15 protein-coding genes are annotated in these 13,311 nt (G+C 71.1%); 4 read left to right on the plus strand and 11 right to left on the minus strand.

Annotated features, from left to right (window positions below; all coding sequences use genetic code 11):
• Nucleotides 1-3 precede the first annotated feature (3 nt).
• Together K7957_RS05655 and K7957_RS05660 are read right to left on the minus strand one after the other, a co-directional pair.
• Nucleotides 4-594 carry a hypothetical protein gene (locus K7957_RS05655; RefSeq protein WP_223010936.1) on the minus strand — a complete coding sequence of 197 codons (591 nt, stop codon included), beginning with the start codon at nucleotides 592-594 and terminating at the stop codon, nucleotides 4-6.
• Nucleotides 595-683: 89 nt separating this feature from the next.
• Nucleotides 684-1,214 carry an adenine phosphoribosyltransferase gene (locus K7957_RS05660; protein WP_223010937.1) on the minus strand — a complete coding sequence of 177 codons (531 nt, stop codon included), beginning with the start codon at nucleotides 1,212-1,214 and terminating at the stop codon, nucleotides 684-686.
• A gap of 155 nt (nucleotides 1,215-1,369) precedes the next feature.
• Between K7957_RS05660 and K7957_RS05665 the strand changes: the two genes are divergently transcribed.
• The 3 genes from K7957_RS05665 to K7957_RS05675 all read left to right on the plus strand — a co-directional run bounded on the left by K7957_RS05665 (nucleotide 1,370) and on the right by K7957_RS05675 (nucleotide 4,135).
• Nucleotides 1,370-2,920, plus strand: a complete 1,551-nt coding sequence (locus tag K7957_RS05665) for an amidase (RefSeq protein WP_223010938.1) — start codon at nucleotides 1,370-1,372, stop codon at nucleotides 2,918-2,920.
• Nucleotides 2,921-3,023: 103 nt separating this feature from the next.
• Nucleotides 3,024-3,425: a (R)-mandelonitrile lyase gene (locus K7957_RS05670; protein WP_223010939.1), complete on the plus strand. Its 402-nt coding sequence runs from the start codon at nucleotides 3,024-3,026 to the stop codon at nucleotides 3,423-3,425.
• Nucleotides 3,422-4,135 carry a dihydrofolate reductase family protein gene (locus K7957_RS05675; RefSeq protein ID WP_223010940.1) on the plus strand — a complete coding sequence of 238 codons (714 nt, stop codon included), beginning with the start codon at nucleotides 3,422-3,424 and terminating at the stop codon, nucleotides 4,133-4,135. The genes K7957_RS05670 and K7957_RS05675 overlap by 4 nt, the downstream gene beginning before the upstream one ends.
• Here the strand turns inward: K7957_RS05675 and K7957_RS05680 are convergent.
• The 8 genes from K7957_RS05680 to K7957_RS05715 form a co-directional block, all read right to left on the minus strand.
• Nucleotides 4,120-4,821, minus strand: coding sequence for a TadE/TadG family type IV pilus assembly protein (locus K7957_RS05680; RefSeq protein WP_223010941.1), 702 nt, complete (start codon nucleotides 4,819-4,821; stop codon nucleotides 4,120-4,122). The two genes, K7957_RS05675 and K7957_RS05680, sit on opposite strands and share 16 nt — an antisense overlap.
• Nucleotides 4,812-5,396 (minus strand): TadE/TadG family type IV pilus assembly protein, encoded by a 585-nt coding sequence (locus K7957_RS05685; RefSeq protein ID WP_343228311.1) that lies wholly within the window; start codon nucleotides 5,394-5,396, stop codon nucleotides 4,812-4,814. Before K7957_RS05685 ends, K7957_RS05680 begins: the two co-directional genes overlap by 10 nt.
• Nucleotides 5,393-7,276 (minus strand): Tad domain-containing protein, encoded by a 1,884-nt coding sequence (locus tag K7957_RS05690; RefSeq protein WP_246616655.1) that lies wholly within the window; start codon nucleotides 7,274-7,276, stop codon nucleotides 5,393-5,395. The genes K7957_RS05685 and K7957_RS05690 overlap by 4 nt, the downstream gene beginning before the upstream one ends.
• Before the next feature lie 187 nt (nucleotides 7,277-7,463).
• Nucleotides 7,464-7,700, minus strand: coding sequence for a DUF6894 family protein (locus K7957_RS05695; RefSeq protein ID WP_223010944.1), 237 nt, complete (start codon nucleotides 7,698-7,700; stop codon nucleotides 7,464-7,466).
• Nucleotides 7,701-7,784: 84 nt separating this feature from the next.
• A complete protein-coding gene (locus tag K7957_RS05700) occupies nucleotides 7,785-8,528 on the minus strand; it encodes a 3-keto-disaccharide hydrolase (protein ID WP_223010945.1) in 744 nt (247 codons plus the stop codon).
• A gap of 97 nt (nucleotides 8,529-8,625) precedes the next feature.
• A complete protein-coding gene (bla, locus tag K7957_RS05705; RefSeq protein ID WP_343228312.1) occupies nucleotides 8,626-9,462 on the minus strand; it encodes a subclass B3 metallo-beta-lactamase in 837 nt (278 codons plus the stop codon).
• Between the two features lie 308 nt (nucleotides 9,463-9,770).
• A complete protein-coding gene (guaA, locus tag K7957_RS05710) occupies nucleotides 9,771-11,324 on the minus strand; it encodes a glutamine-hydrolyzing GMP synthase (RefSeq protein WP_223010946.1) in 1,554 nt (517 codons plus the stop codon).
• 205 nt (nucleotides 11,325-11,529) lie between these two features.
• On the minus strand, nucleotides 11,530-11,718 hold the full coding sequence (locus K7957_RS05715) for a VOC family protein (protein WP_223010947.1): 189 nt from the start codon (nucleotides 11,716-11,718) through the stop codon (nucleotides 11,530-11,532).
• An 84-nt stretch (nucleotides 11,719-11,802) separates the two neighbouring features.
• Here K7957_RS05715 and K7957_RS05720 point away from each other — a divergent pair, with 84 nt between their 5' ends.
• Nucleotides 11,803-12,519, plus strand: a complete 717-nt coding sequence (locus tag K7957_RS05720) for an AMP-binding protein (protein WP_223010948.1) — start codon at nucleotides 11,803-11,805, stop codon at nucleotides 12,517-12,519.
• Here K7957_RS05720 and K7957_RS05725 read toward each other — a convergent pair.
• Nucleotides 12,498-13,295: an SDR family NAD(P)-dependent oxidoreductase gene (locus K7957_RS05725; RefSeq protein WP_223011142.1), complete on the minus strand. Its 798-nt coding sequence runs from the start codon at nucleotides 13,293-13,295 to the stop codon at nucleotides 12,498-12,500. The two genes, K7957_RS05720 and K7957_RS05725, sit on opposite strands and share 22 nt — an antisense overlap.
• Nucleotides 13,296-13,311 lie beyond the last annotated feature (16 nt).

A 13,311-nucleotide genomic window follows, 5' to 3' on the forward strand; every position in this document is an offset into this window, starting at 1 on the left:
CCGTCAGCGCGGACGCTCCCCGCGCCGCGGCCCCGGCCCACGATCGGATCGGTCCGAGCGCGGCGTGCGATAGCCCTCGGCGCGGTTCTCGCGCCGCATCTCGCGATACTCGCGCCGCCCGTCGCCGCGATATTCCTGCCGCGCGTCGCGCCGCCCCTCGCGGAACTGATCGCGCGTGATCGTGCCATCGCGGTACGCGTCGCGGTTGGCGCGGAGGTCGCCGCGATAGTCGCGCCGCTCGCGCCCGACGTCGCGGCGGAAACCCTGCCAATTGTCGCGCACGTCGCGGCCGGCGTAGCCGCCGCGGCGCTGCTGCCAGTAGCGCTGCTGGTTGCCGTTCCAGCGATACGGACGGCGGTACTGGTCGTACACGTAGACGCCGGTCCCCGGGTAATAGAAGCCGTCGTTCCAGCCGTAATAGCTCGGCGCATAGCCGTAGCCGCCGTAGCCGTAACCGCCGTAGGGGTCGTCGTAATAGCCACCGCCGCCGACACCGAAGCCGACCCCGCTGTAGCCATAGCCGGTCGAGCAGGCAGAAGTCATGATCGCCAGCCCGCCGAGCAGGCCAGCGGCGACGATGTGGGTCCATCTCATCGGAACTCTCCATACCCCGGAGGAAGCGGCTGATACGCGCCGCCAATGCGGAGCCAACGGCGCTGGGCCGGCGACGGTTCCGCGGGCGCTCAGTGTCCCTCGAACGCCACCAGCGCGCTGACCGCGAGATCCTCGGCGCGCAGTCGCTCGGCACCGCCCAGGTCGGGGAGATCGATGACGAACTGCGCCTGGCGCACCTCGGCGCCGGCCTTGCGCAGCAGCCGCACCGCGGCGCGCGCGGTGCCGCCGGTGGCGATCAGGTCGTCGACGAGCAGCACGCGCGCGCCTGGCGCACAGGCGTCGGCGTGGATCGCGATCCGGTCGCTGCCGTACTCGAGCGCATAGTCCTCCGCGATGGTCGCGCCGGGCAGCTTGCCGTCCTTGCGGATCAGCAGCACGCCGGCGCGCAGCGGCACCGCCAGCGCCGCGGCGAAGAGGAAGCCGCGCGCCTCGATCCCCGCGACCAGGTCGATCGGCCCCACGGTCGCCGCCACCATCCGCTCGACGCAGGCGGCCACGCCGGCGGGGTTGAGCAGCAGCGTGGTGATGTCGCGGAACTGGATGCCGGGTTTGGGGAAGTCGGGAATAGTGCGGATCAGGGCCCGAAGATCGTCGTTCATGCGCGGCTCCGCTGCGGCGGGAGAGACGGCGCGCCGACGCGCGCTCGTCGCGGGTTCGTAGCCGGTGCGGGGAGGAAGTCTACACCGGCGTTTCGCACCCTTGCTCAAGTCCCTGTGAACGCGCGAGGATAGCCGCGAACGATGAGGAGCAGCCGATGCGCGCGACGATGACGACGATGATTCTCGCGGCGACCCTGCTGGCGCTGCCCGCGTCCGCGGCGCCGCAGGTGGAGGAGGTGTCGCTCGAGCAGCTGAGCGCGCAGCTCGCCGCCGGCAAGACCAGCAGCGTCGCGCTCACCCGCGCCTATCTCACCCGCATCGCCCAGATCGACCGCAAGGGCCCGACGCTGCGCAGCGTGATCGCGCTCAACCCCGACGCCCTCGCCCAGGCGCGCGCGCTCGACGCGGAGCGCGCCGCCGGCCATAGTCGCGGGCCGCTCCATGGCGTGCCGATCCTGCTCAAGGACAATATCGAGACCGCCGACCCGATCGCCACCACCGCGGGCAGCCTCGCGCTCGCGGGCAACGTGACGCGCCGCGACGCCCCCATGGTGGCGCGGCTGCGCGCGGCGGGCGCGGTGATCCTCGGGAAGACCAACCTGTCCGAATGGGCCAACATCCGCTCGACCCGTTCGATGAGCGGCTGGAGCGCGGTCGGTGGGCTGGTGCGCAATCCCTATGCGCTCGATCGCACCGCCTGTGGCTCCTCGTCCGGCTCGGGCGCCGCGATCGCTGCCAGTCTCGCCGCCGCGGCGGTGGGCACCGAGACCGACGGCTCGGTCACCTGCCCCTCGTCGATCAACGGACTGGTCGGACTCAAGCCGACACTGGGGCTGGTGAGCGCCGAGCGCGTCGTGCCGATCAGCCACAGCCAGGACACGCCCGGCCCGATGGCGCGCAGCGTGCGCGACGCCGCGCTGCTGCTCGGCGCGATGACCGGCGGCACGACCGACTATGCCGCCGCGCTCTCCACCAGCGCGCTGAGCGGCGCGCGCGTCGCGGTGATCCGGCCATCCGAGCTGCGCCCCGCCCTCTCCGCGCGCTACGAGGCCGCGCTGGCGGTGCTGCGCGCCGCCGGCGCCGAGTTGGTCGAGGTCACGCCGCCCAAGCTCGACGGGCTCGGCGAGGCCGAGCAGCTGGTGCTCTCGACCGAGCTCAAGGCCGATCTCAACGCCTATCTCGCCACCACGCCCGCGAGCGTCGCGACGCGCACGCTCGCCGACGTGATCGCCTTCGACCGCGCCCATACCGCCGTCGAGATGCCCTATTTCGGCCAGGAGTTCTTCGAGGGGGCGGAGAAGACCAAGGGGCTCGACGACCCGGCCTATCGCGCCGCGCGCGCGACCTCGCTGCGGCTCGCCGGCGCACAGGGGATCGACGCGATGCTGCGCCAGGCGCGCGCGACGCTGCTGGTCCAGCCGACCTACGACGCTGCCTGGCCGAGCGATCGGGTCTACGGCGATCAATATGGCGGCCCGTCGGCGTCGCAGCTGCCCGCGATCGCCGGCTACCCGCATCTCACCGTGCCGATGGGGCTGGTCGACGGCATGCCGGTCGGCCTCTCCTTCATCGCCACCCGCGGCGGCGACCGGGCGGTGCTCGGCGCGGGCTATGCCTATGAGCAGCGCTCGCGCGCGCGGGTCGCGCCGCGCTACCTCGCGCAGGCGGGGCTGAACGCCGCGGCGGACGCCGGCGCGGCACGCTGACGCGCGCGGCGCAGCGCGCCGTCGCGGCCGGCTCGTCGCGACACGAGGGAGACGGTGCGCGCGAGTCGCGTTGTGCGCGAACCATCCTCGCGGAGAGACGATCATGAAGATCACGCGTAGTGGCGGCGAGGCATCCTCGCGCGGCCCGGCAGACTATTTCACCGGTCATGTCCGGCTCGACATGCCGTTCGAGGGCAGCGGCGGGCTCGCCGGCGCCACCGTCACGTTCGAACCCGGCGCGCGCACCCACTGGCACACGCACCCGCTCGGCCAGACGCTGCTCGTTACCTTCGGGCGCGGACGGGTGCAGCGCGCGGGCGGCGCGATCGAGGAGATCGCCCCGGGCGACATCGTCTATGTCGCGCCGGACGAGCGCCACTGGCACGGCGCCGCACCCGATAGCGCGATGACGCATATCGCCATCGCCGAGAAGAAGCAGGGAAGCGCGGTCACCTGGCTCGAACCCGTCAGCGATGCCGACTATCGCGGCGAGGTCGCGGCATGACCCGCCCGCGGCTCACCTGCCTGATGGCGGGGTCGCTTGACGGCCGGCTACACTCGAGCCGCTGGACCGAGAGCCCCGACGGCTCGGCGGCGGACTGGACCGGCGCCTATGAGACGCTCCACGACCGCTATGACGCGGACGGCTGGATCGTCGGCCGCGTGACCATGGCGGAGATGGCCAAGGGCGAGCCGCACCCACCGGCCGAGGCCGCCACGCCGACGCGCCCGCTTCACGTCGCGCGCGATCGCGGGCCCTATGCGATCGCGCTCGACCCCGGCGGCAAGCTCCACTTCGTCGCGGGGGAGCTGCACGGCGACCATGTCGTGGTGCTGCTCGGCGCGGCCGTCCCCGACTCGCATCTCGCCGAGCTGGCCGGCGACGGGGTATCGTACATCGTCTGCGCCGATCACGACGGCGGGCTCGACCTGGCCGCCGCGCTGGACGTGCTGGGCAAGCGCTTCGGTGCGCGCCACCTATTGCTCGAGGGCGGCGGCGGGGTGAACGGCGGCTTCCTCGCCGCCGGACTGGTGGAGCAGTTCGACCTCGTGCTCGCCCCCGCGCTGGACGGCGGCGCCAGCCGCGCGATCGTCGAGGCGGGCGACGCGGGGCTGAAGGGCAAGGTCCAGCTCAAGCTGATCGGCGTCGACCAGCTCGGCCACGGCGCGCTGCACCTGCGCTACGCGGTCACCTCGGCTCAGGAGGCAGTGTAGCGGTCGCAGGTGTAACGCTGCGCCGCCGGCGCGGGATTGTAGACCATGTCGAAGGTGCGGCGGTCGCGCACGATGAAAGAGGCGGTGTAGCGCATCTGCTGCACCCCGGTACTGAGCCAGCGGCTGCTGATGATCGGACTGTAGAGGTAGTTGACCTCGACGAACATCACCCCAGTACCCGGCGGCGCGGTGACCTGCGCGCCGGGGTTTCCCATCCCGGTTACCACCGTCCCCGCATAGCCGCTGCCGGTCTGCGTGCCGGCATCGGTCGGCGTGGTGCCATAGTGCGAGTCATAGGCCGCGCCGCTCTGCGTACCCAGGCAGCGCTGCCAGTGGATATATTGTTTGCCGCCGCTCTCCTCGAGCGAGGAGACGATGATACGCCCCCGCGTGGTGAGCCCCAGCTTGGCGCCCTGCAGCCGCGCCGCGGTGAGCACGTCGTTGATGTCGACCTCGCGCAGCTGAGTCGAGTTGTCGCTCTGCATGCTGCCGACGCGCGAGGCGTTGTCGGCAAGGTTGAGCGCGAGCTGGCTGACCTGGAGCGAGGTCAGCGCGAGGTTGCTCGTCTCGATGCCGTAGCAGCCGAGCGTGAGCACCACGGGCAAGGTGAGCGCGAACTCGATCATCGACACGCCCGAGCGGTCGCGCCGCAGCCGGGCGGCGAGCGGGGCGAGGCTCAGGTGCATATCGACTTCACCACGGTGCTCGTCTGGGTCTTGTATGGCTGGTTCTTGAGCAACGTGCTCGCCGACAGCGACTGCGTGCTGGGCCAGCCGACGAGCGCCGCCATCGGGAAGATGCGATTGTAGGTCAGCGTCACGGTGTACTTGGTAACGTCGTTGGCGCCGCCCTGGCCGCCGACGCCGGGATCGGCGTCCCACACGCCGTTGCCGTTGACGTCGTCGAAACACTCGCCGCTGTCGCGCACGCCGTTCCGATTCTGGTCGTTGAACGCCTCCGGCTTGACGAGCGAGAAGCTGGCGTAGCTCTTGCGCGAGGTGGTGATCGTCATGCCGCCGCCGAGCGACGCCAGCATGTTGCGCACCTTGTTGTCGATCGCGCTCTGGTCGGCGGCGTTGTTCTCCAGCGCGCTGTCGCGCCCCGCCTTGACCACCGCGCCTTCCAGCACCGATCGGACATAGACGCCGTACATCAGGTCGAAGAGGCCGAGCACCACCATGAACAGCACCGGCGCGAGCAGCGCGAACTCGATCGTGCTGACGCCGCGGCGGTCGCGGGCGAGCCCCGCGCGCGCGCTCACTGGTCGAGCCGCAGCATGGCGACCTGCTTGGCGATCTTCTGGAAGATCGTGGAGAGCCCGCTGCCGGTGGTGGTGTACAGCGCCTGCGAGCTGTTGCGCGCGCATTGCGTCAGCTGGTCGCTCGAGCTGGTGTCGATCGCCACCGTCCACACGTCGATGCCGAGCTGGCGCGCGCGGCCGCACTCGTACAGGAAGCGCGCGTTGTGATAGTTGGTAAGGTTGCCGGTATTGCCGTTGCTGACGCGGCGGTCGAACCGTTCCACCCCGTACATGCCGTAGATGACCTCACTCGGCGACATGTCGCCGTCGGTCAGGAAGACGATGACCTTGCGCGGCAAGGGCTGACCGGTGCGGCCGGTGTTGTCGGACGCGAAGACGCCCGCACTCGACAACAGCCGCGTGCCCCAGATCATGCCGGTGTCGTGGTACGTACCCCCCAGAGGTCTGAAGTCAGCGGCGTCGACATAGGCCGAGATGTCGGACGTGCTCATCGTCGACAGTCGGTGGATCGGCTTGCCGCACGAATAATAGCCTGACTTGCGCATCGACGCGAGATTGTAGCTCGGACGGTAGGTCGTATCGTCGCCATTGGTCGTGTCCGTCGGCGACGCCTGGCGGAAATATTCCACGTCGGGCCACATCGGGCGCCACCGCGTCCGCGCGTCGGTCGTCGGGATCAGGTCGGGGTCGAGGTCGTACGAGGCCGAGGTGAAGCTCGTCGCTCCCGCCTCGGTCTCGCGCTCCTCGACGCAGCCATCCCAGGCGGTGGTCTCGCCCTTCACCTTGGTCGGGTCGGTCACCGTGTTGCCCGCGAGGAACTTGGACACGTTCCAGCTATATTGCTGATATTGGTACTGCGGTCCGACGGTGCGCGTCAGATTGCCGTAGCATTTCCCGTCACTGCTATTCCAACGCTGCCCGCCACTCCACGTCGCCGTTCCGCTGCTGGTGTTGTAGGTGAGCGGGGCAGTGACCGCGGGCGAGCGCGTGCCGTCGATCGTGACACAGTCCGTCGAGGTCTTGGCGTTGGCCGTCCCCGTCCAGCTGATCTCATAGTCCTTCCACGGCCAGCGCGTCTGATACGCCACGGTCTCGCCGTTGACGCCGCCGATCAGATAGGAAGGCGACGCCTGGTAGAGCGCCTTGCCGGCGTTGACCGTCGAGGTGTAAGTGACGAACCCGTAGCGAACCCGCGTACTGCTATCGACCGATGAGGCGATCACCGCGGAGAAGTCCTTCACCGCTTGGCGAAGCGCCTTGATCCGCGATCCGTTGCCGGCGGTCGTCTCGGGGACGGCGTAGCCGGTCGAGCCGACATAGCCCGCGGTCGCATCCGGGTCGCTCCCAGGGCGCGCGTAGGACTGGACCGTGGTGCCGCTGACATAGCTGTTGCACTGCGTGTCGGTGTCCTCCGGCCGGCACGCCATCGAGCCCGTGGTGTCGAGCACGAAGACGATGTCGGTGTCTGCGATGTCGAAGCGTGCCTTGCACGTCACGGTCAGGTTGGACGTCGCCACCGAGAACATCTTCATGACCGTCATCGGCACCTGCACCGACGCGGTGCCCGCGACCTGCTGGTCACTCGTCTTGGTGGGAGTGAAGCTGGCGCCCGTCGCGCCGAAGAAGCCGCTGCCGAAGTTGTTGGTGAAGAACGTCTTGGCCTGCGCCGCGGCGTTGGCGTCGAGCGTCGCGTTGCCATCGCTGTTCATGAAACGCCGCCCCGCCAGCACGCCGGCGTCGCAGGCCTGCTGCAAGCGCGACTTGACCACGTACATGCGCGACACGTCGAGCGCCGAGCCGGCGAGCGCGGCTAGCGGGATCATCGCGACCGCCATCATCGCGGCGACGTTCGCGCCGCGGTCGCGGGCCAGGCGGGCCAACCAGGAGAAGCTTGTCATACGCATGCGACCGCGTCGGGCCGACGCGGCGATCTCGCGCGCGGCGGGTGGGGAAGACAGCCGCCCCTCCCCGTTCGTGGAGCTGTGAGCGACGCGGGTCTACGACCTCGTCGCTTTGCTCTACGTCACTGGTACTTAAGGATTAGTTCGTACAACAGTATACGTCGGGTCACTCGTCTGGCGCACCGCGCACCGGGACGGTCGCGACGATGACGTTGAGCAGTGCGCGGCGGTTCGCGTCTTCCACCGTCACGCGCCAATGGCCCTCCTCGGCATAGCCGGGGTTCTCGGAGAGATAGCCGCCGAGCTGGCGCACCGCCTGATTCCGCGCCTCGGCCACGTCGAGGCACTCGACGCCGGTCATGTCGCGGTCACGACCGCCGAACTGAAAGTAAAACAAAGCCATAGCACTCACAAGCCGTGGCGCACGGCGATCGTTCCGGAGACTGATTCGGGGCAGCGGCTCGACCGCCGCTGCCCCGAAGACAATTTAGCGCGCCGCGCCGATCCGCCGCAACTTGATGTTGCGGAAGGCGACCGGCTCGCCATGGTCCTGCAGCGCGATCACGCCGCTGGTGAAGGTGCCGTACAGCGGCATCTTGGCGAACTTGGATTTGGCGACGCGCGCCTTCCACGCCGCGTCGCCATAGGAGACGTCCGCGGTCGGCACGCCGTTGAGCCACTGGCGGATGCGGCCGGGCTCGACCAGCAGCCGCGCGTGGTTCCAGCTGCCCGCCGGGCGCGACACGCCCGCGGGCGGCACGGTGATGTCGTAGAGCGAGCCGGCGCGGTGCGACGGGATCTTGCCGTCCGGATGACCCTGGTCGTCGAGCACCTGCATCTCGAGGCCGGTCTCATAGCTCTGCGTCGTCTCGGGCACGTTGCGCGCGAGATAGATCACGCCGCTATTGCCGCCCTTCTCCACCTTCCAGTCGAGCGTGAGCTCGAACGGGCCGTAGCTCTCCGCGGTGGCGAGATCGGCGCCGCTCATGTGACCGCCGGAGGCGGTGAGCTCGAGCGCGCCGTCGCGCACCACCCAGGACGGGGTCGGCGCGCCGCCCTTGAACGAGCGCCAGCCGGTCAGGTCGCGGCCGTTGAACAGCAGGGTCCAGCCGGCGGCGCGCTCCCGGGCGCTGAGCGTGTTGGGCGCGGTTGCGCCGCGCTGTGCCACGCTCGGCGCCGCCGGTAGCGCCAAAGCGAGCGCGGCCAGCCCGGCCTTGGTCAGATTTCGCATCATGTCTCTCCTTCTCGACCGCGCCGACCGATCGTCGGGCGACGCCGGTGCGACCCGCGCGCACTCAAGCGCATGCGCCCGCCCGGCGCAACGCCGCTCAGCGCGTCTCCTCGCGCAGTGTGCGCTCGAAATCGACCCGCGCCGCGCGCGCCATCTCGCCGAGCAGCCGCGGCGCCACCAGCGTGCCCGAGCGCGCGCGACCGAACACGTCGGCGGCCTCCGGGTGCATCGGCAGCACCACGTCGGCGCGGAGCCGCTCGATCCGGTCGAAGCTGGCGCGATAATCGCGCACGATCGCTGGATAGCGGCGGTTGCCGACCAGGCGATTGCCCGCGACGGTGATGCTGCCGGCGAAGACCACCTCGCGCGCGCGGCCGTGATCGTCCACGCGAAAGGCCCAGCTGGTGCAGCCGGGCGTGTGCCCCGGCGTCGCCACCGCGCGCAGCGTGACATCGCCGAGCGTGACGCGCTCGCCGTCCGCTACCGGGGTGACTCGCGCCACCGCGGGGAAGCGATGGACACCGTAGCTCGTCTCGCCGGGCGGCGTGCCGCTGCGCAGCGCGGCGACGTCGCCGCTGCCCGCGAGCACGCGCGCGCCGGTGTCGCGCCGCATCCGCTCGAGCCCGCCGACATGGTCGAAATGCGCGTGGCTGACGAGGATGAGCTTGACGTCGCTGAGCCGCAGCCCGAGCGAGCGGATGTTGCGCTCGATCGCGGGCACGTTCTCGGCCATGGTCGCGTCGACCAGGATCGCGCCGGCGCTGGTCCGGATCAGGTAGGCGCCGAGCCCGCGCGTGCCGACATAGGTGATCGGACCGATCAGGTGCAGCGGCGGGCGCGGCTGGGTCCACTCGGGTGGGTCACCGCTCGCGGCAGCGGCGGGCGTGGCCGGCACGGTGAGCGCGGCGGCGGCGAGGAACGTGAGAGCGGGCACGATCCGCGCCGTAAGCCTTCTCTCCGCCGAGGTCCGATGCCTGTCGTTCGGGACGACCGCGTGCTCCTGCGCACGGAGAAGCCCAGGATCACGCGCACGCCGCATGTGGCCCTGGGCGCCGGCGTTCGCCGGAGCACGGTCCCGCTCGACCGGGTCGCTCCCCAGCGACCGGCCCATCGCGCGGCGGCTCGCGCCGCCGAATGACGCGGGCGAGCAGCCCCCGGCTGCTCGCTCTTCCCGCGCGCCGCGGCGGCTCGCGCCGCCGAATGACGCGGGCGAGCAGCCCCCGGCTGCTCGCTCTTCCCGCGTCATTCCCACTCGATCGTGCCCGGGGGCTTGGAGGTGTAGTCGTAGGTCACCCGGTTGATGCCCTTCACCTCGTTGATGATCCGGGTCGCCACGCGCGGCAGGAAGTCGCCCGGGAACTGGAACGCCTGCGCCGTCATCCCGTCGGTCGAGGTCACCGCGCGCAGTGCCAGCACCGAGTCATAGGTTCGCCCGTCGCCCATCACGCCGACCGAGCGCACTGGCAGCAGCACCGCGAAGGCCTGCCAGATCGTGTCGTACAGCCCCGCCGCGCGGATCTCCTCGAGGTAGATCGCATCGGCCTTGCGCAGGATATCGCAGCGCTCCTTGCTGACCTCGCCGGGGATGCGGATCGCGAGGCCCGGCCCGGGGAAGGGGTGGCGGCCGACGAAGGCGTCGGGCAGCCCCAGCTCGCGGCCGAGCTCGCGCACCTCGTCCTTGAACAATTCGCGCAGCGGCTCGACCAATTTCATGTTCATCCGCTCGGGCAGGCCGCCGACATTGTGGTGGCTCTTGATCGTCACCGACGGACCGCCGGTGAAGCTCACGCTCTCGATCACGTCGGGATAGAGCGTGCCCTGCGCCAGGAACTCGGCGCCGCCGATCTTGCGCGCCTCGTCCTCGAACACGTCGATGAAGGTCTTGCCGATGAATTTGCGCTTGGCCTCGGGATCGGTGACCCCGGCGAGACCGCCGAGGAACAGGGGCTCGGCGTTCACATGGACCAGCGGGATGTTGTAATGATTGCGGAAAAGCCCGACGACCTGGTCGGCCTCGCCCGCGCGCAGCAGGCCGTGATCGACGAAGACGCAGGTGAGCTGGTCGCCGATCGCCTCGTGGATCAGCACCGCCGCCACCGCGGAGTCGACCCCGCCCGACAGGCCGCAGATCACGCGTCCGCTGCCGACCTGCGCGCGAATCTCCGCGATCTTGGTGGCGCGGAACTCGGCCATCGTCCAGTCGCCCGCGAGCCCGCAGACGTGGCGCGCGAAATTGGCGATCAGCTTGCCGCCGTCCGGCGTGTGGACCACCTCGGGGTGGAACTGCATGCCGTAGTAACGGCGCGTCTCGTCCGCGGTGAGTGCGAAGGGCGCGCCCCGCGACGAGGCGACCGGGGCGAATCCCGGCGCCAGCGCGGCGACATGGTCGCCGTGGCTCATCCACACCTGGTGGCGCTCACCCGACTGCCACAGCCCGTCGAACAGCCCGCAGGCGGCGTCGACCTCGACATAGGCCTCGCCGAACTCGCCGGCATTGCCCTTCTCGACCTTGCCGCCGAGCTGCTCGTTCATGACCTGCTGGCCGTAGCAGATGCCGAGCACCGGCACGCCCGAGTCGAACACCGCCTGGGGCGCGCGCGGGCTGCCCTCGTCCACCACCGAGGCGGGGCCGCCCGAGAGGATCACGCCCCTGGGGCGCATCCGCGCGAACGCGTCGCCGGCGGACTGGAACGGCGCGATCTCGCTGTAGACCCCCGCCTCGCGCACGCGGCGCGCGATCAACTGGGTCACCTGGCTGCCGAAATCGACGATGAGGATGCTGTCGGGATGCTCCATGGCGGGCCTGTAGCGGCTGTACCCCGGGCTTGGAAGAGGCGCCAATGGTGCGAATGTTGAGTCCGAAGCCAGGCTCGCGCCGGCGTACCGCGCGGATGTTGGGTTGGTAGAGCGCGCACAGCCACCGAAGGTCCGCCATCGCCCGCGTGCCCGTGCCGCCGACGCTGAGCGCAGGGAGCAGCCCCCATAGGTCGTCAACGCCGGCTCACCGGAGACAGGTTGTTGCCGTCGGATCACGGACAAGCTGGGCGCGACCGAGGCTGGTCTGGCGCGGTCCGCCCGCGTGCTCGATCGAGGTGCGGCCGTGCGCGACCGCGGGGTCGAGGAAGCGCTGCACCTGCTCGGCCCAGTCGCAGCGGGTGGCGACCGTGCTGCCGTGAGCCCGCCCCGCCATCGCGCGGATCCCGGACGAGCAAAGAGTCGCCCCGCCACGCCGCCCCCTGCCCGCGGCCATCTGCAAGTCGCGCGTGGGGGATCGATGAGCTTCTGGCAGGATCTGGAGCGGCACGTCCGGCGCCTCGCCTTCGTCTCCGCGGACGGCGACGTGCTCGACTATACCGCGCTGGCGCGCGCCGCCGACGCGGTGTTCGACCTGCCGCGCGGCACCCCGGTGCTGCTCGCGCTCGACAACCGTCCCGCCGCGATGATCGCCTATCTCGGCGGGCTGCGGCGCGGGCTGCCAGCGATCGGTACCGCCGGCGGGGAGACCACCGCCGACCGCGAGCGCGCCGACCGGCTGATCGCCGCCTTCCGCCCGGCGGCGCGCTGGTCGGCGGCGCGCGGGGTGGAGCGGCTGCGCGACCCGGCGGACGCGCCCGCGACGCACCTCGACCTGGCGCTGCTGCTGTCGACCTCCGGCTCGACCGGCGCGACCAAGCTGGTGCGGCACTCCGCGCGCGCGGTCGAGGCCGACGCGCGCGCGATCGCCGCCAGCCTCGCGCTGACCGCCGACGAGCGCGCGATCACGACGCTGCCGCCCAGCTACGCTGATGGCCTGTCGGTGATCCACTCGCACCTCGCCGTAGGGGCGACGACGATCCTCTACGAAGGCTCGGTGGTCGGCCCGGCCTTCCGCGCCGCGATCGGCGCCGGCGTGGCGCGCGCCCGGGCGTTGCGGCGCGTCACCTCACGAGCCGCCGCTCCGGAGCGCGCGACGCCGCTACGACGCCGGCCTCACACCGCGGTCCTGCCATAGTCCTGCCGAGTCACGGGATGGCTCGACGACAGGCCCCCGTCGACCACGATCGCCTGGCCGTTGACGTAGCTGGCCTCCTCGCTCGCGAGGAACAGCGCGACGCGCGCCAGTTCCTCGGGCTGTGCGCCGCGCCGCAGCGGGTTGAGCCGGCCGAGCCGGTCGAGCTTGCCCGCCTCGCGCGCGTAGTCGAAGGTGGGGCGCGTCATCCCCGTCTCGGTCAGGCCGGGGCAGATCGCGTTGACGCGCACGTCGCTGCCGCTGAGCTGCTGCGCCGCCACCTGCGCGAGGTTGATCACCCCTGCCTTGCTCGCCGAATAGGCCGGCGATCCCGCGCCCGAGCGCAGCCCGGCGACGCTGGCGGTGAGCACGATCGCGCCGCCACCGCGCGCGGCGATCAGCGGCGCGGCGTGTTGGATCGCGAGGAAGGGGCCGATCAGGTTGATGCGCAGCACCTCGGTGATCAGCGCCACGTCGGTGTCGAACAGATTGGCGAGCCCGCCCGAGATCCCCGCGTTGGCGAACATGACGTCGAGCCCGCCGTGCCGCTCCGCCGCCAGCGCCACCAGCCGCGCGACATCGCCCTCGTCGCCGGCGTCGCCGCGGAACGCCAGCCCGGTGCCGCCCGCGTCGGCGATCGCGGCGGCGGTCGCGTCGGCACCCTCGCTGACGTCGGCGGCGACGACGCGGCCGCCCTCGCGCGCGAACAGCAGGGCGGCGGCGCGGCCGATACCCGAGCCCGCGCCGGTGACGACGATCGACTTGCCCGCGAACCGCATCCGCTCCCGCTCCCCG

Origin of the sequence: Sphingomonas yunnanensis, assembly GCF_019898765.1 — a bacterium.
GTDB classification, from domain to species: Bacteria; Pseudomonadota; Alphaproteobacteria; order Sphingomonadales; family Sphingomonadaceae; genus Sphingomonas; species Sphingomonas yunnanensis.

Excerpts from the sequence above, each read along its gene's own strand:
- K7957_RS05680 (WP_223010941.1), bottom strand. The coding sequence starts at position 4,821 with ATGCACCTGAGCCTCGCCCCGCTCGCCGCCCGGCTGCGGCGCGACCGC.
- guaA (WP_223010946.1), bottom strand. The coding sequence starts at position 11,324 with ATGGAGCATCCCGACAGCATCCTCATCGTCGATTTCGGCAGCCAGGTG.
- K7957_RS05695 (WP_223010944.1), bottom strand. The coding sequence starts at position 7,700 with ATGGCTTTGTTTTACTTTCAGTTCGGCGGTCGTGACCGCGACATGACC.
- K7957_RS05660 (WP_223010937.1), bottom strand. The coding sequence starts at position 1,214 with ATGAACGACGATCTTCGGGCCCTGATCCGCACTATTCCCGACTTCCCC.
- K7957_RS05665 (WP_223010938.1), top strand. The coding sequence starts at position 1,370 with ATGCGCGCGACGATGACGACGATGATTCTCGCGGCGACCCTGCTGGCG.
- K7957_RS05700 (WP_223010945.1), bottom strand. The coding sequence starts at position 8,528 with ATGCGAAATCTGACCAAGGCCGGGCTGGCCGCGCTCGCTTTGGCGCTA.
- K7957_RS05725 (WP_223011142.1), bottom strand. The coding sequence starts at position 13,295 with ATGCGGTTCGCGGGCAAGTCGATCGTCGTCACCGGCGCGGGCTCGGGT.
- K7957_RS05715 (WP_223010947.1), bottom strand. The coding sequence starts at position 11,718 with ATGGCGGGGCGGGCTCACGGCAGCACGGTCGCCACCCGCTGCGACTGG.
- K7957_RS05655 (WP_223010936.1), bottom strand. The coding sequence starts at position 594 with ATGAGATGGACCCACATCGTCGCCGCTGGCCTGCTCGGCGGGCTGGCG.
- K7957_RS05670 (WP_223010939.1), top strand. The coding sequence starts at position 3,024 with ATGAAGATCACGCGTAGTGGCGGCGAGGCATCCTCGCGCGGCCCGGCA.
- K7957_RS05720 (WP_223010948.1), top strand. The coding sequence starts at position 11,803 with ATGAGCTTCTGGCAGGATCTGGAGCGGCACGTCCGGCGCCTCGCCTTC.
- K7957_RS05675 (WP_223010940.1), top strand. The coding sequence starts at position 3,422 with ATGACCCGCCCGCGGCTCACCTGCCTGATGGCGGGGTCGCTTGACGGC.